This is a genomic window from Neotabrizicola sp. VNH66 (genome assembly GCF_049445895.1).
Classification (GTDB): Bacteria; Pseudomonadota; Alphaproteobacteria; order Rhodobacterales; family Rhodobacteraceae; genus Pseudogemmobacter.
This window is the reverse complement of record NZ_JBMSDW010000009.1, coordinates 61,761-83,061: the sequence shown is the minus strand read 5'-3', so window position 1 is coordinate 83,061 and position 21,301 is coordinate 61,761. Positions and strand designations below refer to the sequence as shown.

Sequence of the window (21,301 nt, the reverse complement as noted above, 5' to 3'; positions counted from 1 at the left end):
CGGCGCCGCCTTACATCACACCCACGCCGCCATAGATCAGGTTCGGGAGGAACAGCGAGATCTGCGGGAAGGCCGACAGCACAACCAGCACGACCAGCATGGCCAGCAGGAACGGCATCACCTCGCGCGCATAGTCCATCATCGGCACCTTCAGGATTTGCGAGGAGATATACATCATCCCGCCCACCGGCGGCGTGATCCCCGCAATCGTCAGGTTGGTGATGAAGACGATGCCGAAATGCACCGGGTCGATGCCCACATTGTTCACGATGGGCATCAGCATCGGGGTCAGGATGATCAGCGCGGCCGAACCTTCGATGGCCGTGCCCAGAATGATCAGCACGATGTTGATCAAAAGAAGCATCAGCAACGGGTCATCGGTCACCCCGGCGATCCAGCCCGACATGCTTTGCGGCACCGCCTCCCAGCTGAGGTAGAAGCCGAAGGCCGCGGCGGCGCAGATCATGACCATCACCGTGGCAGAATCCCGCGCGGCCTCGGCCAGCACATTGGGCAGGTCGGACCAGCGCATCTCACGATAGACGAACAGCGAGATGAAAAGGACATACAGCACCACGATGGCGCCGGATTCCGTGGTGGTGAACAGGCCATAGCGGGTGCCGCCGATGATCACGACCGGGATCGACAGCGCCCAGAGCCCGTCGAAAAAGGCCGATCCGACCTCGGCCCTGGTGGCACGGCTGTCGCGCTGCGGCAGATAGCCCCGGCGGCCCGCGACGATCCGCGTCGTGACCATCAGCCCCACGGCCAGCACCAGCCCGGGCAAGAGCCCCGCCGCGAAAAGCCGCCCGATCGATGTTTCGGACAGGTAGCCGTAGATGATCAGCCCGATCGACGGCGGGATCAGCGCCGTGATGATCGAAGCCGACGAGGTGATCACCGCCGCAAAGGCCCGGGAATAGCCCTTGTGAACCATCTGGTTGCCCAGTGTCTTGGACAGCATGGCGGCATCGGCATTGCTGGAGGCTGTCAGTCCGCCCAGCAGAACGCCCAGAATGGTGCACATCTGCGCCAGCGCGCCCACCATATGTCCCACCAGCACATCGGCCAGGTTGATCAGCCGCCGGGTGATCCCCGAGGCATTCATGATGCAGCCCGCCAGCACGAACAAAGGCAGCGCCAGAAGCGAGACGGACTGGCTGCCCTCGGCCATTTCCTGCGCGAAGTTGGACAGCGGGATCATGTCCATATTCAGCAGGAAAAACGCCAGCGCGCCCACGGCCATGGACCATGTGATCGGCGTCTTCAGCAAAAACAGCAGGGTGACGACCAGCGCAGGGCCGGCAAGATGGATGAAGGTCATATGATCGGATCCGCGTGACGGTCCAGCACCTCCGGCCGCCACGGACGGTCCGAGATCAGATGCTGCACGAAAAGCCCGGCCGAGGCGACGGCAAGCGGGCCATAATACCAGGCGCGCGACAGGTTCAGCGCGACGGTGCGGGTGTCCAGCGCCACGATGGCCTGTTTGACGAACATCACCGCCAGCGTCAGGAACAGCGCGGCCAGCAGAAGATAGTTGAACCACGCCACGGCGCGGCGCGCGCCCATCGGCAGGGCATCGACTAGCACGTCGATGGCGGCATGGGTGCCCAGCCGGACGCCCGCGATGGCACCAAAGAAGACCAGCCAGGCAAAGCACAGGCCCGCCACCTCATAGGTCCATGCGGCGGGGGTGGGCAGGACATAGCGGCTGACCACACCCCATGTGATCGACAGCACGATCACCAAAAGCGCGGCCGCGGCCAGCACCTCGTCCCAGCGGCGCCAGCGCAGAAGCGGGCCTTGGGTTTCATCCTCCATCGGATGCTCCTTCCTTGCAGGACCCGCGCGACCCCCATGGGACCGCGCGGGCGTTGCGCTTATTCGGCGACGACGGCGCGGACCTTGTCCACGATGCCCGGGGTCAGGCCCGGCACCGCGTCGAAGGCGTTCTTCGCAGCCTCCTGAAAGGCGGGCACGTCGACATCCTCGATGATCTCCACGCCCTGCGCCTTCAGTTCCTCGGCATAGCGGTCATCGGTTTCCAGCGTCAGCGCGGTCAGTTCCTTGGCGATGGCCGCGCCCTCTTCCAGCAGGATCGCCTGCGTTTCGGCGTCCAGCCCGTCGAACCAGACCTTGCTGGTCACCCAGGCAGTGAACATCATCTGGTGCCCGGTCTTCGAGATGACCTTGCGCGTCTCCTGCAGCTTGGACCCGGCGATGGAGCCGAAGGGCGCCTCGGCCGCGTCCACCACATTGGATTGCAGCGCGTTATAGACATCGCCCCACGGCAGTTCCGTCGGCCGCGCACCGAAGGCGGTGAAGGTGGACACCATGACCGGAGAACTGGGCACCCGGATCGTCACACCCGCCATATCGGCCGGGCTGCGGTAAGGTTTCGTCCCGATCACATGGCGCAGGCCGAACAGGCCCGAGGGCATGATCACCTTGAAGCCCTTGGCCTCCAGCCCGGCTTCCATCTCCTTGAACACCTCCGAGGCGAAAAGCTTGTCCGCCGCAGCCACGTCTTTGAACACGTAAGGCCCGGCGATCACACCCATGTCGGGGGCGAACAGCGACAGCTGGCCATAGTCGGTCGCGGCGAACAGCGTCGCGCCGCTGGAGATCATCTCATTGACCTTCTTCTGCGGACCCAGCTGGTCGCCGGTCAGCACGTCCAGCGCCAGCGCGCCATTGGTGCGGGCATTCACCCGTTCGGCGAATTTGGTCATCGCCACCACGATGGGTTCGGCCGGATTCACCTGCGAGGTGGTAAAACGCAGCTTTTCGGCATGGCCCAGCGAGGGCAGCGCCACGGCAATCGCCGCCGCCGCGGCCAGCAGTTTCACAAGTTTCATTCGGGTCCTCCTCCCGGTGATTTCGCCGTTCCGGCGGGCGGGTCCATCCCCCTTGCCCGCGCGGAGCTCTCCGCGGCCCGCTCTTTGCGGAGAATCATTCTCTCAGATGAAAGCGGATGGCGAAGAGTGTTCGCGCATCCCCGTCCTCCGCTCAAGAAGATTTTATATGTGATATGATTTTTTATTAGAGATTGGATGTTGCCCATAGCCATGCCAAAGCCGCCCGCAGGCTGCGCGGGCGGTTCTGACCTTTCCGGCCCTGTCAGACAGTGGTGCGGAAGTGCCGTTCCCGCCCGTAAAGCGAGACGAGCAGCAGGATGATCGCGCCAAAGGCCGCTTGCACCGATGCGGGCGAAAAATTCAGCCCGATCAGCAGGGTATTGATCTCGGTCAGGACGAGAACCCCGGCAATCGTGCCGATATAGCTGCCCCGCCCGCCCACCAGCGCCGCCCCGCCGACCACCACTGCGGCGATGGTCTGGAACAGATAGGGCTGGCCCACATCGCCGTAAGCCGACCCGGTGAAGCCCAGCAGCAGCACCCCCGCCAGCGCGGCAAACACAGCCGAGGCGGCGAAGGTCAGCGTCCAGATCCGCAGGGGCCGGATCAGCGCATAGGGCGCCGCACCGAGATTGGAGCCGAGCGCGTAAAGCTGCCGCCCATAGGGCGTGCGCGCCAGCACCAGCACGATGCCGAGCGTCAGCACCGCCAGCGCCGGGATCAGCGCGGGCACCGGCAAGGGGCCGAAACTGCCACCGATGGAGACGAAGGCCGACACCGCCTTCGGGGCCGAGCCGGAGGGGAAGCCCTTGGTCCAGATCAGGACCAGTCCCTGCACGATCATGCCGATGCCCAAAGTCACGATCAGCGGATGCAGGTTCAGCCCGCGCGACAGCGCGCCGTTCACCGCGCCGATCATCGCCGCCAGCCCGAAGACCACCAGACAGACCAGCCCGAAAGGCCAGCCCTGCCCGTACAGCTGTGCCGCCACCACATTGGCGAAGCCGATGACAAAGGGAATGGACAGGTCGATCCCGCCCAGGATCACCACCAGCGTCTGCCCGACCGAGGCCACCGCCAGCAGCGCCGCGATCACCAGCATGGCGCGGATGGCAAAGGGCGCCGAATAGCCGGGGATCAGCGCGTTGCCGATGGCGTGCAGGGCGGCGGCCACGGCGAAGGCGCCCAGAATGCGCGCGGTCATCGGGGTGATCTTCATGCGTGGCTCCGCGCGGTTTGCCGGTCCTGCAGCGCGATCAGCACCACGGCGGCCACAAGGACCGTGCCATAGGCCACCTGCAGGACATAGGTCGAGACGTTGAAAGCGGTCAGCAGGCTTTGCAGCAGGAAGATATCCGCCGCCCCGATGGCCGCGCCCAGAAGCCCGCCCCTGCCGCCCGCAAGGCTGACCCCGCCCAAAGCCACGGCGGCAATGGCGATCAGCGTGTAATTCGCCCCCACCTTCGGATCGGCCGAGCCGATCAGCGCGGTCAGCATCATGCCCGCCGCCCCGGCCAGAAGCCCGGTCAGCACATAGGCCAGAAACCGCACCAGCGACACCGGCACCCCCGCGGTATAGGCCGCCCGGTCATCGCTGCCGGTGGCCATCAGCTGATCGTGAAACGGTGTCCGGGTCAGACCCCACCACAGAAGCGCGATCAGGCCAAGGGGCAGGAAACTCCACCCGCCCGCCATCGCCTTCAGCCAGTCGGGCGCCGGCCCCAGCGGGGCGGGCAGGATGGTCAGCGTCAGCCCGCCAAGGATCAGATAGGTGCCCAGCGTCGCCACGATGGGCTGCACCCGCACGACCGTGGCCATGAATCCGTTGAAGGCCCCGATCGCTCCGCCGATCAGCAGCGCCGCGGGCCAGAGGAGGAAGGGCGAGGACATCCCGTGGTCCAGATACAGCACCTTGATCACCACCGCACCGACCAGCGCCATGACCGGCCCCACCGAAATGTCGATCCCGCCGCGCCCGGCCAGAATGACCGGGGTGGAGGCCAAGGCCGCCCCGATCAGCGGTGCAGACATGCCCAGAAGCGTGCCCCAGGCCGCGGGCGCAAAACGCGCCGGGTTCATCACCAGATTGGCGACCAACAGCACCGCCAGAATGATCAGGCCAAAGCCATAGCGTCCCAGCCGCGCCATCAGGCGGCCCGCCCGAACATGGCGGCGATCACCGTTTCGGTCCGCATCGCATCCCCTGTCATTTCCGCCGCAAGGGCGTGGTCGCGGAAGACCAGCACCCGGTGGCACAGCACCAGTATCTCCTCGATTTCCGAGGACAGGATGACCAGCGCCATCCCCTCAGCCGCCAGATCGCGGAACAGGTCGTAAAGCACATGCCGCGTGGCCACATCGACACCGCGGGTGGGGTCGTTCAGCAAAAGAACCTTGGGATCGCGGGCCAAAGCGCGGGCCAGAAGCACCTTCTGCTGATTGCCGCCTGACAGCGCGGTGATCGGTGCCTCGGGTGACGGCGCCACGATCTTCAGCCGCTCTTTCCAGTGGTCATAGCGGGCGCGACGCGCGCGGGCGCTGATGAAGGGGCCGCGGCGGTCCTGCCCGGCGGTGGCGATGGCGAAGTTGTCGAGGATGGACAGGCCCGGAAAGATGCCGGTCGTCCGCCGGTCGCGCGGGACATAGACCACGGCATTCCGCTCGGCCTCTGTGAAAGACGCGATCCGGGCGCCGTCCAGTTCCACCCGGCCCGCGGTCCGCTCCAGCCCGGCCAGCACGCGCAGGAACACGTCCTGCCCGTGGCCGTCCAGCCCGGCGAGGCCAAGAATCTCTCCCCCGCGCACAGAGGTGGAGAGGGACGCCGCCCCGGGGCGCAGCGACAGGTCGCGGATGCTGAGGTCAGGCATGATGCGCCTCCATCTCTTGGGCGGTCTGCGGCGCCATCAGCCGCAGCAGGCCCGCGGGGGTAGACACCTCGCGGGTCTGCGTCACCACCACCCGGCCCGAGCGGAGGACCGAGATATCGTCTGACAAAGCCATCACCTCATCCATCCGGTGGGTGATGAACAGGATCAGGCCCCCCGCCCCGGCGCGTTGCCGCATGAAGGCAAAGACCGACTCGCGGTCGGCAAAATCCAGCGCGGCGGTGATCTCGTCCAGGATCAGCACCCGCGGACCCCTGGCCACGGCGCGGGCCAGCACCACCAGCTGCTGCGCCGCCAGGGGCAGCGATCCGGCAGGCGCGTCAAGGTCGATGGGCGTGCGGGCGAACTGCGCCAGCACGGCCGCCGCCCGGTCCCGCCTTTGCCCGCGCGGAATGCGGCGGGTAAACAGGCCGTCCAGCCCCAGCAGGATATTGTCCGTCACGCTGCGGTCGGGCGCGATCAGCACCTCCTGAAAGGCGGTGGCAAAGCCCGCGGCCTGAAACGCCGCCGGGTTGCGCGCGGTGACGGGGCGGCCCTCGAACGTGATCTCACCCGCATCGGGCAGCACGATGCCGGACAGAAGCTTGACCAAGGTCGATTTGCCCGAGCCGTTTTCGCCCAGAATGGTGTGGACGGTCCCCGCCCGGAAGGAAATGGTCGCCCGGTCCAGCGCCACGGTCTCGCCATAGCGTTTGGACAGGCCCGAGATCGTCAGCATCGGCGGCTCCGGAAGGGGCGTCTGGCAGGAAGGAAGATGCCGCCCCCGAAGGGGCGGCGAAAGCGTCATTGCGCGCAGGCGCCCGGCACGGCGGCATAATCCCAGCCCGGCGTGGGCGCGGGATTGCTGAAATAGGCGTCCAGATCGGCCTCAGCCACCGGATCGGTGGGCGGCACCGGGAAGACGGACACCGCATCCGGCGTCATGCAGTCCTGATACCAGCCGGCCAGATCGGCCTCATGCACCGGGGGCAGCGGGATCATCAGCGTGTTCAGGACGGGCTTCTGCCCCTCCATGATCCGCGCGGCGACCCGGAACAGCGTCTGCGCGGTCCAGCCCGGCAGCACCGCATGGCCTTCGAAGCGGTAGCCTTCGGGGTTGGCCTTCCAGTAGCCCAAGGCATCGCCGGTGATCGAACCGGTGATCAGCGGCACCGGACGCCCGGCTTCGGCAAAAGCCTCGGCAATCACGCGGGATTCGGAACCGGCAGACCAGACCGCATCAATCGGCGCGGGGTTGGTCGCCAGCGTCTGCAGCACGACGGTCTTCGTCACATTCGCGGTCCAGTCGCCGTTCACCACGCGCGACACTTTCAGCGCGGGGTAATTGGCCATGGCCGCATCGGCGCCCGCCCGTTCCTGCGCGACGATCGGGTGCCCGGCGATGCCCTCGACGATCAGCACATTGCCGCCTTCGGGCAGCGCCTTGCCGATGGCGTCCATCATCTCATAGCCCCAGCGGGAATAGTTGCTGTCCACATTCACCGCCGAAGGTGCGGTGACCGAACCCGCCGCGGTGACAAAGGGAATGCCCGCCGCCGAAGCCGCCGCAATCGCCTCATCGAGGCCGGTGGCCGAACCGGGGATCGAGGTGATGATCCCGCAACCCTTGTCGATGAAGGCGCGGATCTGGCTGATCTGCTGGCCCACATCGCCGTTGGAATCGGACACTTCGAAATCGCTGACCACGCCCGCCGCGATCAGACCGTCGACCAGCCGCTTCAGTTCCGCCGTGACGGACACGCGCCACGGGTTCCCCTGATAGCTTTCGGAATGGCACCATTTGTAGGGCTTGGCCTTGGGCGTGAAATCGGCCAGCGGGCCGGGCGTCACCACCTGCGGTGCGCCTTCGTATTGCGACCGCAGCACCTCGGGCAGCTTGGCAATCGTCTCTTCCACCGTCTGCGCGGCCACGGGCAGCGCCGCCAGCAGCGCCGTTGCGGTCAGAATACCGCGGATCGGAGCCTTCATCGTCTTCCTCCTCCCAGATCAGACTTGTATCACATATGAATAGTCATTTTACTTACGAAAAGTCAACGCAAGCCTGCGGATTGCGGCAGCGGTCCGGTGCGGGCTAGACTCTGGCGGAAACGCCCCGGTGACAGGCCCTGCCTGCGCCCCGGGCAAAGGGGGGAAATCATGGCTGAACTTCTGCTGGCACTGGGCACGCTGAACCGCGAGGCGCCCTATTTTCAGGGCGCGCGCGGCGACGGCCTTTCGGTCTGGGGCTTTGACGAAGAGGCGCTGACCTTCCGCCGTCTGGCGCAGTATCCGCAGGTCGAAAACCCCACCTTTCTGTCCATCACCCCCGATGGCCGCCGGATCTATGCCAATTCCGAGGTGGCGGACTGGAAGGAAGGGCTGGTGACCGCCTTTGCCTTCGATCCACCTACCGGGCGGCTGGATTATCTGAACACCCAGCCAACCCTTGGCAGCATCGCCGCGCACAATATGATTTCGCGCGATGGACGGCGGTTGTTCGTGGCAAACTACACCGTAGGCAGCGGCGGGCCGGATCAGTCCTTCGTGGTCTATGACCTGCGGGCGGATGGCGCGCTGTCCCCGGCGGTGGCCAGCGTGGCGCATCAGGGCAGCGGCCCGAACCCCGACCGGCAGGAACGCTCCCACGCCCACAGCGCGACCGAGGTGATCGGCGGCGGGCGGGTGATCGTGGCCGATCTGGGGACCGACCGGCTGGTGACCTATGCCATCGGCCCGGACGGGGCGCCGTCGCGCCTTGCCGAAAGCCCGACCGCCCCCGGCGCCGGGCCGCGGCATGTGGCACTGCATCCGGGCGGGCGGCTGGTCTTCGTCATCAACGAACTGGATTCGACCGTCACCGCCTTTGCCTTGGACCCGGTCGGCGGCGGGCTGACAGCGCTGGACCATCAACCCGCCCTGCCCCCGGGGGCCGCAGACAGCCATTGCTCTGACCTCCAGATTTCGCCGGACGGGCGGTTCCTTTATGCGGGCAACCGCGGCCATGACAGCATCGCCGTCTTTGCGGTGGAAGAGGACGGGCGGCTGACCCCGCAGGGCCACACCCCCTGTGGCGGGCGGACGCCGCGCAACCTGGCGCTGACGCCCTCGGGCCGGCATCTTCTGGTGGCGAACCAGAATTCCGACCGGGTGACGGTGCTGGCCCGCGATGCCGCAACCGGCGCGCTGACCGATACCGGTGCGGCGCTGGAGATCGGGACGCCGATGTGCGTGAAGTTCGCGGCGGGCTGAACCCGGCGTCAGCCCAGACCCAGCCGGTCTGCGATGGTGGCGCCCGCACGGCGGACGGCTTCGGCAATCGCCGCCACATCCGGCGCCACCGGGCCGCGCAGCAGCGCCACGATCAGCGCCGCCCGAATCTGGCCCTGCGGCGTGCCGATCAGCACCCCCACATCGACACCGCCAACGAACCGCTCGCCCTCGGCCGTTTCATAGCCGCGGGCCCGGACCGCCTCGACCCGCGACAGAAAGGACAGCCGCTCTTCTTCCGGGCGCGCATCGAAGCCGGTGTAATCGCTCAGGAACCCGCGCCGTTCGTCCTCCTCCATGGCGGACAGCAGGATACGCCCCGAAACCGTGGCCAAGGGCGAATGGCGCGACCCCACCTCGACCGACAGCCGCACCGGCTTCGGGCTTTCATGCTGGGCCAGCACCACCACCTCGCCATCGCGGAGCGTGGTCAGGTGGCAGGTCTCGCGCAGGTCTTCCGACAGGTTGCGCATGACGGGCAGCGCCACCCGCAGCAATTCCTCATAGGGGGAATGGGTGCGGCTGAGTTCGAAAAGCCGCAGGGTCAGCCGGTATTGCCCGCCCTGCGTGCGGCGGATGTAACGTCGCGCCTCCAGCGCGGAGAGCACCCGGAAAATCTCGCTGGCGCTGCGGCCAAGGGCACGGCAGATCTCGGCCTGCGACATGGAATTGGCCTGTTCACTCAACAGTTCCAGCACATCCAGCGCCTTGGTCAGCGCGGGCACCGAATAGCTTTTGGGCGCGGCGGCTCCGGTTGCCTTTGCCTCTTTCACCATGGCTGCCTCCGCATACGCTCTGCCCTGTCCTCTCTAAAGCGCCCGTCCCCCCACGTCGAGGCTGCTGCGCCTTGCGCAGAAAGGGCCTGTTGCGCGATAGTCCGGGCCTCCCCGCCCGGAAGGACCGCACATGACCGTGACCAACGAAGACGAACTGGACGGCCTGCGCGTGATCGGGCGGATCGTGGCCAATACGATGCTGGCGATGGCCCGCGCCATGGAACCGGGCATGACCACGCAGGAGCTGGACGAGATCGGCCGCGCCGCGCTGGACCGCGCGGGCGCCACCCCCGCGCCCGAGGCGACTTATGGCTTTCCCGGCGCCACCTGCATCAGCGTGAACGAGGAGATCGCCCATGGCATCCCCGGCCCCCGGGTCATCGCGGCGGGCGATCTGGTGAACATCGACGTTTCCGCCTCGAAAGACGGGTTCTTTGCCGACAACGGCGGGTCGTTCCGGGTGCAGCCGGTCGCGCCTGCGCTGGACCGGCTGTGCCGCGACGGGCAACGCGCCATGCAGATCGGCGTGGCCGAGGTGCGGCCGGGGCGGCCCCTTGCCGGCATCGGGCAGGCCATCGGCCGCTTCGCGCAGGCCCGCGGCTATACGCTGATCCGCAATCTGGCCAGCCACGGCGTGGGGCGCGCCCTGCATGAGGACCCGACCGAAGTGCCGACATGGCCCGTCCGCGGTGACCGCCGCGTGCTGCGCGACGGGCAGGTCATCACGGTCGAACCGTTCCTGTCCCGGGGAGGGCTCTGGGCCAGGGAAGGCGTGGACGGCTGGACCCTTTACAGCACCCCGCGGGCCGCAACGGTGCAGTTCGAACATACGGTCGTCGCCACCCGCAACGGACCGCTGGTCGTCACCGTTCCGGGCTGACCGGCGCTACACCAGCCCGGCCAGATGCAGCGCAAGGCCAAGCGCGGCCGATCCCGCCAGAACGGTGGCCATGCCAAGCTTCAGCCGGAACACCGCCAGCAGCGCCAGCGCAGAGAGCGCAGCGGCCGTCCAGTCGATGGAGGACAGGACCGGCAGCTCCAGCGACAGCGGCCCCGCCTCGATCCGCGTCACTGCGCGCCAGACGACATGGATGGCAAACCACAGCGACAGGTTCAGGATCACGCCCACCACCGCCGCCGTCACTGCCGACAGCGCGGCCGACAGCGCCCGGTTCGTCCGCAGCCGCTCCATGAACGGGGCGCCAAGGAAGATCCAGGCGAAGCAGGGCGCAAAGGTCACCCATGTGGCCAGAAGCCCGCCAAGGCTGCCCGCCAGCAGGGGCGCGGCCCAGCCCGCCTCACGGAAGGCACCCATGAATCCCACGAATTGCAAGACCATGATCAGCGGGCCGGGCGTGGTTTCCGCCATGCTCAGCCCGTCCAGCATCTCGCCCGGGGCAAGCCAGCCATAGGTGCCCACGGCCTCCTGCGCGACCCATGCCAGAACCGCATAGGCGCCACCGAAGGTCAGCACCGCCAGTTTTGAGAAATAGGCCGCGATGTCGGTGAAGACGCTGCCCGGCGCCAGCGCCAGCAGCAGGCCCACCGGCAGAAGCCACAGGATCAGCGCCACCACACCCGCGCGGAACGCCCCTGCCCGGGCCGCACCGCTGAGGTCGCCATGGCCTTCGCCCAGCAGGGTTTCGGCATCGGCCACGCCCCCCTTGCCCGAAGGGTCGTGGCCACCGCCACCGTGAAACGCCGTCAACCCGGCCTTGGCACCGGCCCAGCCGATGATGGCCGCCAGGGCCACGATCAGCGGGAACGGCAGGCCGAAGGCAAAGATCGCCACGAAAGACGCGGCCGCCAGGGCCAGCATCGCGCCATTCTTTAACGCGCGCCTGCCCACCCGCACCACCGCCTGCAACACGATGGCCAGCACAGCCGCCTTCAATCCGAAGAACAACGCCGAGACGAAGCCGACTTCACCCCAGACGGCGTAGATCCAGCTTAGCGCCATGATCGCCACAAGGCCCGGCAGGATGAACAGCAGGCCCGCGACCAAGGCGCCGCGCACCCCGTGCATCAGCCAGCCGATATAGGTGGCCAGCTGCTGCGCCTCTGGCCCGGGCAGCAGCATGCAGAAATTCAGCGCATGCAGGAAACGCCCCTCGCCCAGCCAGCGCCGCTCCTCCACCAGTTCGCGGTGCATGACCGCGATCTGCCCGGCAGGGCCGCCGAAGGACAAGGCCGCGATCCGCGCCCAGACCTTCGCCGCCTCGGCCAGAGTGGGGACAGCGGAAGGCGCGGTCATTGCCGAATCTCCGGGCCTGCGGGGCCTGCGGGGCCTGCGGGGCCTGCGGGGGCAAGATGGCGCGAGAGGTGGATCGGGGGCAAGGCCTTGCTCCTGTGCTGGGCGAACCCGGTTCATCTGGGCGGACCCCGGGCGGGCCGCCAGCCCGCCGCTTGTCCGGTCAAGCTCCGCCTCCTGTCAAGCCGCAGACCGCATCCGTTACGAAACGGTCACCGCGCCGTCATGTCGCGCCCGGGTCCCTTGTCCGGGCCGGTGCGGACACCTAATATCTCCAGAAGCTATAGATAAAGGAGGCCCCGATGCTGACCATCGGAAAACTGGGCGAGGCGGCGGGCGTCAAGGTGCCGACGATCCGCTACTACGAACAGATCGGCCTCCTGCCCGAGGCCGAGCGCAGCAGCGGCAACCAGCGACTCTATGGCAAGGCGATGCTGGAGCGGCTGTCCTTCATCCGCCACGCCCGCGACCTTGGCTTTCCGCTGGAGGCGATCCGCGCGCTTCTGGGCCTTCAGGATCAGCCGGGCCAGTCCTGTGCCGCCGCCGATGCGGTGGCGCGGCGCCAGCTGCAGGATGTGCGCCAGCGCATCGCCCGGCTGCAATCGCTGGCGACCGAGCTGGAGCGGATGGTCGCGCAATGCAGCCACGGCACGATTTCCGACTGCCGCGTGATCGAGGTTCTGGGCAACCACGCGCTGTGCGGCCACGATCATCCCGCCGATCCCGCGCATTGATCCCGGCCCCGGCGGGTAGGGATCACCCCTCCCGCCGTGCAATCCCGGACCGCAGAGGCACCGCAAATCGCAGGGCGCGTCACCTGCGGAGAGGCTTGCCGCATTTGCGAAAGCGGCTATAGTCAGCCTGCCCGGACCGCAGATTTCTTCGCAATTTTACCGGGCCAGCCGATAGTTCAGCCCGCAGCCTGACCCGCCCCGCTGCCGGATCTTTCGTAAGGAGATTGCGCTGGCCGCTTTGCGCAGGTTTCTGGGAATTTCGGCCCTGCTCCTCTGGCTGGTTCCGGCCGGACTGGCCGCTGCACAGGATTGCACCTCTGAGGCGGAACCGAATGACACGCCGGAGACGGCCGGTGTCCTGACCGCCGGTTGCCTGACCGGCCGGTTCGATGCGGGCGATCAGGAACTTCTTGTGCTGGAGGTGACGGAGCCCGCGCTCTGGACCTTCGGCCGGCTGCCGCAGGGTGCGGCGCTGGATCTCTACCGTCTGGCGGGTGAACCGCCCGCTCCCGGTGCCCGGCTGGTGCGGCTGGCAGGTCCTGCGCCGGACCCTGTGCTGCTGGTGCCGGGCAAATGGCTTCTGGGGCTGTCCTTCGCCGGGGCGCCCGGCACGGGCTGGACGCTGGCCGCGGCCCCCTCGCCGCTGCCGCCCGCCACGGCGGATCTCTCCCCCGGCGTGCCACTGGCCGCCGCGCAGGCCGAACCGCTTGCCACTGTCTCGCTAACCCTTTCTGCGGCCGAGGCGCGTCGGCGCTGGCAACTCTCGCTGCACGGCGTGCCCGGAGAGATGGTGCAACTGACCCTGACCGGACCGGAAGGGGCACTCCTGCTGGACGGCGCCCGCAGCCTGTCCGGCCCGCTGATCCTGGACGGGATCGGGCTGGAGGCCGGCACCTATCAGCTGTCGTTGCGGGCGCTGACCCAGCCGGCACTGCCTTTTCTTCTGATGCTGAAAGCGCAGGGACCCCGCCTGCCCCTGCGCGAGGATGAGCCGAACGACCGTCCCGAAAGCGCCCGGCCGCTGCTTGCGGGCAAGCCGGTGACAGGGCGGCTGACCGAGGCCGACATTGATCTTTACCGGGTGACGGTGACGGATGCCGCCCGGCTGTTGTCCGCAACGCTGGAAACCGATCCCGGCCCGCTGCCGCCCAACCTGACATTGTGCCTGCGCGATGCGGCGGGGGTGGACCAGCAATGCCGGTTCGGCGCAACCCCGGCGCTGGCGGATCTGGCACTGCCCCCGGGCGACTGGCTGCTGGCGGTCTCCGGCACGATTCCCGGCGGCGGCGATTACCGGCTGGCGCTGCGCCCCGGCCCGCCCCGCACGGCCCGCGGCGGGCATGAGCCGAACGATACCGCCGCGCAGGCGCAGCCGCTGACCGCGGATCAACCGATGACCGGCCGTTTCGCCGGACAGGAGGAGGACCGCTTTGCCCTAACCGTCGACGGCCCGCCGCAGCTGTGGCGCGTCGCGGTGACGGGCGCCACCCTTTTGCGGGTGGATGATCCGGGCGGCCTGCCGCTGGTCACCACCTTCGGCCAGCCGCCCGAGCCGATCGTGGCCGAAGATCTCTACCTGCCGCCGGGTCGCTACGGGATCACCGTCAGCGGCACCGACAGCGATTATACCCTGACCGCGACGGCCACCGGCGCGCTGGCCGAAGGCGCCGAGGTGGAGCCGAACGACGCACCAGAGACCGCCACCCTGCTGGTGCCCGGACAGGCACGGCGCGGGCGGCTGGCGGGGGCGTCGGATGTGGACAAGCTGCGCTTCACGCTGGACCGCGACGGGCCGATGATGCTGACCGTCACCCTGCCCGAGGGCGATGCGGGCTTCGTTCAGGTCGAAGGCCCGGGCTTTCCTCAGGGTGAGATGCTGCCCCCCGGCAGCGCCACGCTGGCGCGGAACTATCCGGCGGGCGACTACACCGTCACGCTCAGTTCGCTTTACGCGCCCGGCCCGGTGGCCTGGACGGCCCGGCTGGACTGGGCCGATCCGATGGGTGCCCCCGGCCCGGCGGCCGCGGCGCGCTGGTCGGGTGCCCTGCACGTAGCCGAGGCCGCGGCTTTCTGGCCCTGGGCGCAGCGGATCGCGACGGGGGTGACGCTGACGGCAGAGGCCGCGGGCACCTTCCGGCTGGACGGGGTGGTGGCCCTGCCAGGCGCCACGCTGACCCCGGACCCGTCCGAGGTGATGCTGGCCGCGGGCGAAACGACGACCGTGCACCTGACGCTGGATCTGCCCGCCGATCTGCCCGCGCTTTCTGCCGTACCGGTGGTGCTGCGCGCCCGCGACGCCACGGGGGCGGAGGTGCGGCTGCCGCTGACACTCTCGCTCATCCCCGGTGCCGTGGCGCAGGGCAGCCACCTTGCCCTGCCGCCCCCGGTGCTGGCGGGCGGGTTCAACCTGGCCTCGCCCGGCTTTGGCGGCAACTTCCCGGCTGAGATCGGGCAGGACCGCACGCGCCCCCTGCCCGACAATCCCGCCCGGCTGACCGATGGCACCGCCGACCCGCAGCTTTACGCCGCCGCCGCGCCGCACAGCCTGCGGCTGGACTTCGGCGCGCAGGGGCCGGTGCCGGTGGCGGGCTTCACGCTGACGCCTTATGCGCTGATGTCGCTGCCCTATCAGGCGCGGTTGCAGGGGTTCGAACTGGCGCTCTCCGCCGATGGCACGACCTTTGACACGGTGCTGACCGGGCGCCTTGGCCTTATGCCGCAGGAGACCCTGTTCCCGCTGCCTGCCCCTGTTCCGGCGGTGACGGCCGAGTTGCGGTTTCTGGACGGCACCGGCACCCCGGGCGAGCCGCTGGCCCTGTCGGAATGGGCGGTTCTTGCCGCGCCCGGCTGGCCCGAGGGCACGGCGATCAATCTGGCGGACCCCGATCGCGGCGGCCATGTCGCGCGGTCTCTGCCGCTGCTGGCGGGGGATGAGGCCGGGCAGAACGACGTGCTCCTGCCGGGCGAAAGCGCCGCGCCCCTGACTGCCACGGGCACCGCGCCCGAACTGGTGATCGGCTTTGCCGGAAGCCGCCGCGCCGCCCTGACCGGGGTGGAATGGGACGATCCCGCGCTGCCCCTGCCCGAGGCCCTGCCTTGGCCCGCAGTGGCGGTCTTTGCGGGCGACAGCCCGGTCGGGCCATGGCTGCCCTTGGGCCAGCTTTCCACCGGGCCGCAGCGGCGTCTGGTGTTCGACGCGCCGGTGATCGCGCGCTATCTGCGGCTTCAGGCCATAGAACAGGCGGAAACCCCGCTGCTGCTGCCCGCCCAGATCCGCGTGGCCGAGGTGCCGGTGGCGGCCTCCGCCCTCTCCGCCGCGGGCTGGTGGGGGCAATATGGCACGGTCAGCCCGCTGGACCCCGCGCCCAAGCCGCTGCCCCCGCCCACGGACACCGCCAAAACCGGGGTGCTGGACTGGGGCGCCAGCGTGGGCGGCACGGTGCGGAAGGATCAGGACAGTGATCGCTGGACCTTCACCGTGCCGGAGGGAGAGAGCCGGGCCGCGCTGCGGCTGACCGGGCAGCCCACGGTTCTGGCCCGGCTGACGCTGACCAATGCGGCGGGCGCGCCGGTGCCGCTCCGCCGCCTGCCCGCCCCCCCCGGTGAGACCCTTTATGAGGCCGCCGTCACCCCCGGCGCGACCTATACCGTCACCGTGGAAGAACCGCCGCGCAATATCATGATCGCGGTGGATGTGTCCGGCTCGCTGGGGCCTTTCTGGGGCGCGTTGCGCGCGGGGCTGTCGGCCATGGCCGAAGGCATGATGCCGGGGCGCGATTTTGCCCGGATCATCCCGTTCGACGGCCAGCCCTTGGGCGAATGGACCGATGACCCGATCCTGCTGCGCCGCACGCTGGCTGGGATGTCGATGCTCTCCACCGGCAGCGGCACCGAACAGACGGTGTTGCAGGCGCTGGTCGATCTGAAGACGCGGGACGGGGCGAAGGCGATCCTCTTGCTGACCGATGGCGCGACCTCGTCCATCCCGATGCGCCCGGCAATGTGGGCCGCGCTGGAGACGGCGGGGGTGCAGGTCTTTACCGCCCATCTGGGCGGCTGGGACAATCCGGCAGCGGAAACGCGGCTTCTGATGGATCTGGCCCGGGTGGGCGGCGGGGCCTATGCCCATCTCCAGACGCAGGCCGGGATCGACCGGGCGCTGGCCCGCGTTTCGGCCTGGACGCGGGCGCCTGCGCGCTATGGGCTGTCGGTCGCGCCTTCGACCGCGCCGCCGCCCGCGCCGGGGATGTTGCGCGTCAGCCATCCCGCCCCGCCCGCGGGCGGCCTGCCGCCCGATCCGGTGCTGGCCGCGCTGTCGCCGCCGCCCGCGACGGAAGGAACGACCCTGCCGCCGCCCGCGCTGGAACTGATCCTCGACGCCTCGGGCAGCATGCTGCAACGGCTGGACGGCGCGCGCCGGGTGGATCTGGCCCGCGCCGCGCTGCGCCGGATCGTGACACGGCAACTGCCGCCCGGTCAGCCGGTGGCGCTGCGGGTCTTCGGCGACACGGTGGCCGACAGTTGTGAGACGAACCTCCGGGTGCCGCTGATGCCCTTGGTGCCGGAGATGCTGGTGCAGGCGCTGGACGCAGCGGAGCCGGTGAACCTGGCCCGCACGCCGCTTGCCGCCAGTCTGGCCGCCGCCGCGCAGGATCTGGCCGCGGCGCCGGGGCGGCGGGTGATCGTGGTGCTGACCGATGGTGAAGAGACCTGCGGCGGCGACCCCGAGGCCGAAATCGCCGCGCTGCGCGCCATGGGGACCGAGGTGACGGTAAACATCGTGGGTTTTGCCGTGGACGATGCCGCGCTGGAGGCGGTCTTTGCCCGTTGGGCGAAAACCGGCGGCGGGCAGTATTTCCCGGCGCAGGATGCCGCGGAACTGGCGGGCGCGCTTGGCACCGCCATGGGGCGCGGCTTTGTGGTCCGCGCAGGCGAAGGCGGCGCGATCGTCGCCTCGGGCTTGGCGGGCGGCGCGGCGGTGCCGGTGCCGCCGGGGATCTGGCGGGTGGAACTGGACGGCGGGACAATCTGGCCCGCGGTGGAAATCGGCGAGGGCGCGGCGGTGACACTGGATGTCCCGCCCGCCGCCCCGGGATGAGGGAAAGGAAGGCGGCGATGCGGAACGGTCTGGCACGGATAGGGCACGGGCTGGTGGCGGGGATCACGGCGCTGTCGCTGGGCCTTCAGGGCGCGGTGGCACAGCAGGTGATCGACGCAGCCGCGGCGGCAGCGGTGGCCGATACGATGGCGCGCGCGCTGCAGGCCACCGAAGACGGGCTTCTGACCATGGACCGCAGCCGGTGGGACCCGCAATGGCTGGCCGACGAACTGGCCGCGGACCCCGAGGCTTTGCGGCTGTTCCTCCGGCAGAATGTGCTGTGGGTGCCCTATGCCGGGGCGCTGCGCGGGGCCGAGGGCGTGTTGCAGGACCGGGTCGCCGGATCGCTGGACGGGGCGCTGGCCATGGCCGCGCTGTTGCAGGCCGCGGGCTATCCGGTGCGGCTGGCCCGTGCGCCCCTGCCGCCCGAGGCAGTGGCTGCGCTACTGGCGCCCGCCCCGCCGGAACCCGCCCCCCTCCCGGCCGAGATCGTGGCCGAGCCGCTGGTGGCCGCGGCCGAGACCTATGGGCTGGACCCGGCCGCCGTCGCCGCGGGCCTTGCCCCCGGGCTGGCCGCCACCGACACGTTCGAGGCCACGCTGCAGGTGGCGGCACAGGGCGCGCGGCTTCTGGGCGAGACAGGCCTGCCCGAAAGCCCCGCGCCGGAGCCGGATCTTGCCGCCGCGCTGGCCGATCACTGGTGGGCGCAGTTCGATGACGGCACCGGCTGGCAGGATGCCGACTGGCTGACCGCAGACGGTCGCGCGCCCGCAACCGCGGCCGAGGTTATGGCCCCTGCCGATCTGCCGCCCGACCTCTATCACCGCATCCGGCTGGTGCTGTCGGTGGAGCAGGTGGATCAGGGCGCGGCGCTGGTCACCACGCTGACCGAGGCGGAATTTGTTCCCGCCCTTGGGCAGGGCCGCGACATCACCCTGACCCATATGCCGATGAACTGGCCCGCCGACTGGGCCGCCGCCGGGCCGGAGGAGGTGCAGAAACGTTTGCGCGCGGCCTTTGCCAGCCAGACCGAATGGTGGCCGATCCTGACCGCCGACGGCACGCCGCTTGGCCCGGTCTCGGTCCGGGCGGACGGGTCGATCAACCCCGATCCCGCGCCGTCGATGAACCCGTTCCTGCCGCTTGGCGTGGGGGCGGCGGGGGATCTGGTGGCCGCTGCCGATGCGCTGCGCATCGGCGATGAAGGGGCCGAGAGTTTGCCCGGCGGTGCCGCGCCCGAACCCACCGGCCAGTTCACCGCCGAATGGCTGGATTTCACCGTTACCGCCCCCGGTCAGCCCGACCGGAGCGAGCGGCGGGCGATCTTCGACCTGATCGGCCCCGCCGCCCGTGCCGCAGGGGCCGAGGGCGGGTTTGTGATCACCGACGAGGCCCGCGCCCTGCGGTCCCTTGGCGCGATGAGCGAGACGACGATCCGCATCTTCCCGGCGCAACCCGCACCGGACTGGCTGCTGTATCAGAGTGCGGCCGCCGTCCTTGCCTCAAAGCCCGCGCTGGATGCGGTGGCGGCGGACCCGTTCGGCAAGGTGCCCTCGGACCTCACCACCGTCCTCAGCGGCCTTGCCCCCGGCCCCGGCCCGATCGAGGCCTTTGCCGCCAGCCGCACGGCGCTGAACCCGTTCGGCAGCGCGGTCTATCAGGACCGGCCGCTGATCGTGGCGCTGCATTCCGGCTATGCCCGCGACAAGGCCAGCGGGGATTTTCTGGTCGAACAGGCGCTGGACATCGTCGATGCGGGCATGGGCGTGATGCCGGGCACCGTGGCGCAGCCCTTTGTCGTGCGGCTGATGCAGGGGGTGGCCGATGCCCGCGCCGAAAGCGACGCGCTTGGCGGCGCGGCGGCCGGGAATGCGGGCACCGCTTTCGACCCGTCAGATCCGGCCTGGCGGATGATCCGCAGCCCGGCGGACCTGCCGCCCGATGCCCCCGCCGACATGGCCGCCCAGATCACCGCCGCGCTGGCGGAAGGGCAGATCGCCTTTGCCCCGCTGGCCGATCCCGCGGGCGCTGCGGCGCAGACCGGCAGTTGGTGGCGGATCGACCCCGCCACCGGCGAGACGCTGGCCATGGGGCCGGAGGGCTGGGGACAGGCCATGGTGGAATGGGCCTTTCTTCTGATCCTGAAGACCCTTTGGGCGCAGATCGCCTGCATGGCCCGGGTGGCTGCGATCCGTGCAGCCTCGGAGGCGTTCGACAAGGGCCGCGTCACCCTGCCCAAGACCCGGGCCGAGCTGAAGGCAGGCACCACCGATGTGGCCAAGGCCTGCGTGCGCGAGGCGCTGCTGAACCAGCTGACCGGGATGACGGCGATGATCTTCGTCGGCCTGCCGGGCTACGGGATGGCCGGGCTGAACAACTGGGCCGTGGGCAGCGACGGGTGGAGTGCAGCGCCTTCGACACTTGGGCGGCTACCGGGGCGCGGCCCCGGCAGCGTGGACCCGCTGGCCGCCACGCAGGCGGGCGTGAATCCCCTTGCGCCCACCCAGCTGGACCCGCGCGGCGGCGGAGGGGCCAGTGGTGGGGGGGCCAGTGGTGGGGGGTCCGGTGGCGGGACAAGCCCGAAGGCAGGCACCGTCCCTCCCGCAGCCGCCCCCGGCGGGACCAGCCCCAAGGCGGGCACCCTTCCACCTGCCGCGCCCCCCGGCGGGGCCAGCCCGAAGGCCGGAACCCTCCCGCCCGGCGCGCCCCTGCCTGGCGCACCCAGCCCGAAGGCCGGGACCATTCCGCCCGGAACACCCCCCGGCGCCCCTCCGGCGACGGCGGCCAAGCCCGCCGCCCCGCCGCCCAGCCCCGCTTTGCAGAAGGCCGCGGAGAATGAACGGCTTGCCGCGGAGGAGGCCCGCCGCGCCAAGCTGGCGCATGAGGCGAACCCCACGCCGGAAACCGCCGCCGAACGCGCCCGCGCCTTCGATGCGCTGCTGAACGCAGGCCGCGACAAGGTGGCGGTCTGGGACGGGCGCGAGCAGATGCCGCATGTGGTGCTGAACCCCGCAACGGGTGGTTATGAGGTCACGACCGGGCCGACAGACGGGCCAAAGGGCAGTGCATCCTCACCGGCCCCCGCGCCCGCCCCCGTCGATCCGATGGCCGCAACGCAGGTGCCGCCGGGCGGCCCCGGCGCGCTGGAGCAGACCTTGCCCCTGCCCGGCGGGCCTGCCGCGCTGGAAAAGACCCTGCCGCTGCCGCCCGCGGAGGGCGCTGTCTCGCCCATGGCGACCACGCAGGCGGGCGGCGGATTTGCCGCCACGCTGGCGGGTCTGGGTGCGCTGCAGACCGCCATCGCGGACCCTTGAGGGCAAGGCGGGCACAATCCGGGGCGAATAATCAGGGCAAGGGAGGCTGTGCTGCGGTTCTGGTCAAACGCGCCGCGACGCATCCTAGGGGGGCGGCGGCATCCTGAACGATGCTGCGCCCTTCGCGCCCGCATAT

General features: G+C 69.6%; 15 protein-coding genes. 5 read left to right on the top strand and 10 right to left on the bottom strand.

The features are described 5' to 3' along the window. Nucleotides 1–10 precede the first annotated feature (10 nt). From ACO2Q5_RS14245 to ACO2Q5_RS14210, 8 genes are all read right to left on the bottom strand, one after another. Nucleotides 11–1,324 (bottom strand): TRAP transporter large permease, encoded by a 1,314-nt coding sequence (locus tag ACO2Q5_RS14245; protein ID WP_423292156.1) that lies wholly within the window; start codon nucleotides 1,322–1,324, stop codon nucleotides 11–13. Continuing rightward, the gene (locus ACO2Q5_RS14240) at nucleotides 1,321–1,824 is read right to left on the bottom strand and encodes a TRAP transporter small permease (protein WP_423292154.1); all 504 of its coding nucleotides are present in this window, start codon (nucleotides 1,822–1,824) and stop codon (nucleotides 1,321–1,323) included. The genes ACO2Q5_RS14245 and ACO2Q5_RS14240 overlap by 4 nt, the downstream gene beginning before the upstream one ends. A 59-nt stretch (nucleotides 1,825–1,883) precedes the next feature. After that, nucleotides 1,884–2,861: a C4-dicarboxylate TRAP transporter substrate-binding protein gene (locus tag ACO2Q5_RS14235; protein WP_423292152.1), complete on the bottom strand. Its 978-nt coding sequence runs from the start codon at nucleotides 2,859–2,861 to the stop codon at nucleotides 1,884–1,886. Between the two features lie 262 nt (nucleotides 2,862–3,123). Further along, on the bottom strand, nucleotides 3,124–4,080 hold the full coding sequence (locus tag ACO2Q5_RS14230; RefSeq protein ID WP_423292150.1) for an ABC transporter permease: 957 nt from the start codon (nucleotides 4,078–4,080) through the stop codon (nucleotides 3,124–3,126). Next, complete coding sequence (locus ACO2Q5_RS14225) at nucleotides 4,077–5,009, bottom strand: ABC transporter permease (RefSeq protein WP_423292148.1); 933 nt, start codon at nucleotides 5,007–5,009, stop codon at nucleotides 4,077–4,079. The genes ACO2Q5_RS14230 and ACO2Q5_RS14225 overlap by 4 nt, the downstream gene beginning before the upstream one ends. Continuing rightward, nucleotides 5,009–5,728 carry an ATP-binding cassette domain-containing protein gene (locus ACO2Q5_RS14220; protein WP_423292146.1) on the bottom strand — a complete coding sequence of 240 codons (720 nt, stop codon included), beginning with the start codon at nucleotides 5,726–5,728 and terminating at the stop codon, nucleotides 5,009–5,011. Before ACO2Q5_RS14220 ends, ACO2Q5_RS14225 begins: the two co-directional genes overlap by 1 nt. Then, entirely contained in the window at nucleotides 5,721–6,464 is a 744-nt protein-coding gene (locus ACO2Q5_RS14215) for an ATP-binding cassette domain-containing protein (RefSeq protein WP_423292144.1), read from the bottom strand. Before ACO2Q5_RS14215 ends, ACO2Q5_RS14220 begins: the two co-directional genes overlap by 8 nt. Before the next feature lie 65 nt (nucleotides 6,465–6,529). Then, entirely contained in the window at nucleotides 6,530–7,714 is a 1,185-nt protein-coding gene (locus ACO2Q5_RS14210) for a substrate-binding domain-containing protein (RefSeq protein WP_423292142.1), read from the bottom strand. A gap of 168 nt (nucleotides 7,715–7,882) precedes the next feature. Here ACO2Q5_RS14210 and ACO2Q5_RS14205 point away from each other — a divergent pair, with 168 nt between their 5' ends. Then, on the top strand, nucleotides 7,883–8,974 hold the full coding sequence (locus tag ACO2Q5_RS14205; protein ID WP_423292140.1) for a lactonase family protein: 1,092 nt from the start codon (nucleotides 7,883–7,885) through the stop codon (nucleotides 8,972–8,974). Nucleotides 8,975–8,982: 8 nt separating this feature from the next. On the opposite strand, the gene ACO2Q5_RS14200 is transcribed toward ACO2Q5_RS14205, so the two are convergent. After that, entirely contained in the window at nucleotides 8,983–9,768 is a 786-nt protein-coding gene (locus tag ACO2Q5_RS14200; protein WP_423292138.1) for an IclR family transcriptional regulator, read from the bottom strand. A gap of 130 nt (nucleotides 9,769–9,898) precedes the next feature. Between ACO2Q5_RS14200 and map the strand changes: the two genes are divergently transcribed. Beyond that, nucleotides 9,899–10,648, top strand: a complete 750-nt coding sequence (map, locus tag ACO2Q5_RS14195; RefSeq protein WP_423292136.1) for a type I methionyl aminopeptidase — start codon at nucleotides 9,899–9,901, stop codon at nucleotides 10,646–10,648. 6 nt (nucleotides 10,649–10,654) lie between these two features. On the opposite strand, the gene chrA is transcribed toward map, so the two are convergent. Next, nucleotides 10,655–12,022, bottom strand: coding sequence for a chromate efflux transporter (gene chrA, locus ACO2Q5_RS14190; RefSeq protein WP_423292134.1), 1,368 nt, complete (start codon nucleotides 12,020–12,022; stop codon nucleotides 10,655–10,657). Nucleotides 12,023–12,321: 299 nt separating this feature from the next. Here chrA and ACO2Q5_RS14185 point away from each other — a divergent pair, with 299 nt between their 5' ends. The 3 genes from ACO2Q5_RS14185 (at nucleotide 12,322) to ACO2Q5_RS14175 (ending at nucleotide 21,165) form a co-directional block, all read left to right on the top strand. After that, nucleotides 12,322–12,753 (top strand): MerR family transcriptional regulator, encoded by a 432-nt coding sequence (locus ACO2Q5_RS14185; protein ID WP_423292132.1) that lies wholly within the window; start codon nucleotides 12,322–12,324, stop codon nucleotides 12,751–12,753. 238 nt (nucleotides 12,754–12,991) lie between these two features. Next, entirely contained in the window at nucleotides 12,992–17,851 is a 4,860-nt protein-coding gene (locus tag ACO2Q5_RS14180) for a VWA domain-containing protein (RefSeq protein ID WP_423292130.1), read from the top strand. Between the two features lie 17 nt (nucleotides 17,852–17,868). Next, nucleotides 17,869–21,165, top strand: a complete 3,297-nt coding sequence (locus ACO2Q5_RS14175; protein ID WP_423292128.1) for a hypothetical protein — start codon at nucleotides 17,869–17,871, stop codon at nucleotides 21,163–21,165. Nucleotides 21,166–21,301: the final 136 nt, after the last annotated feature.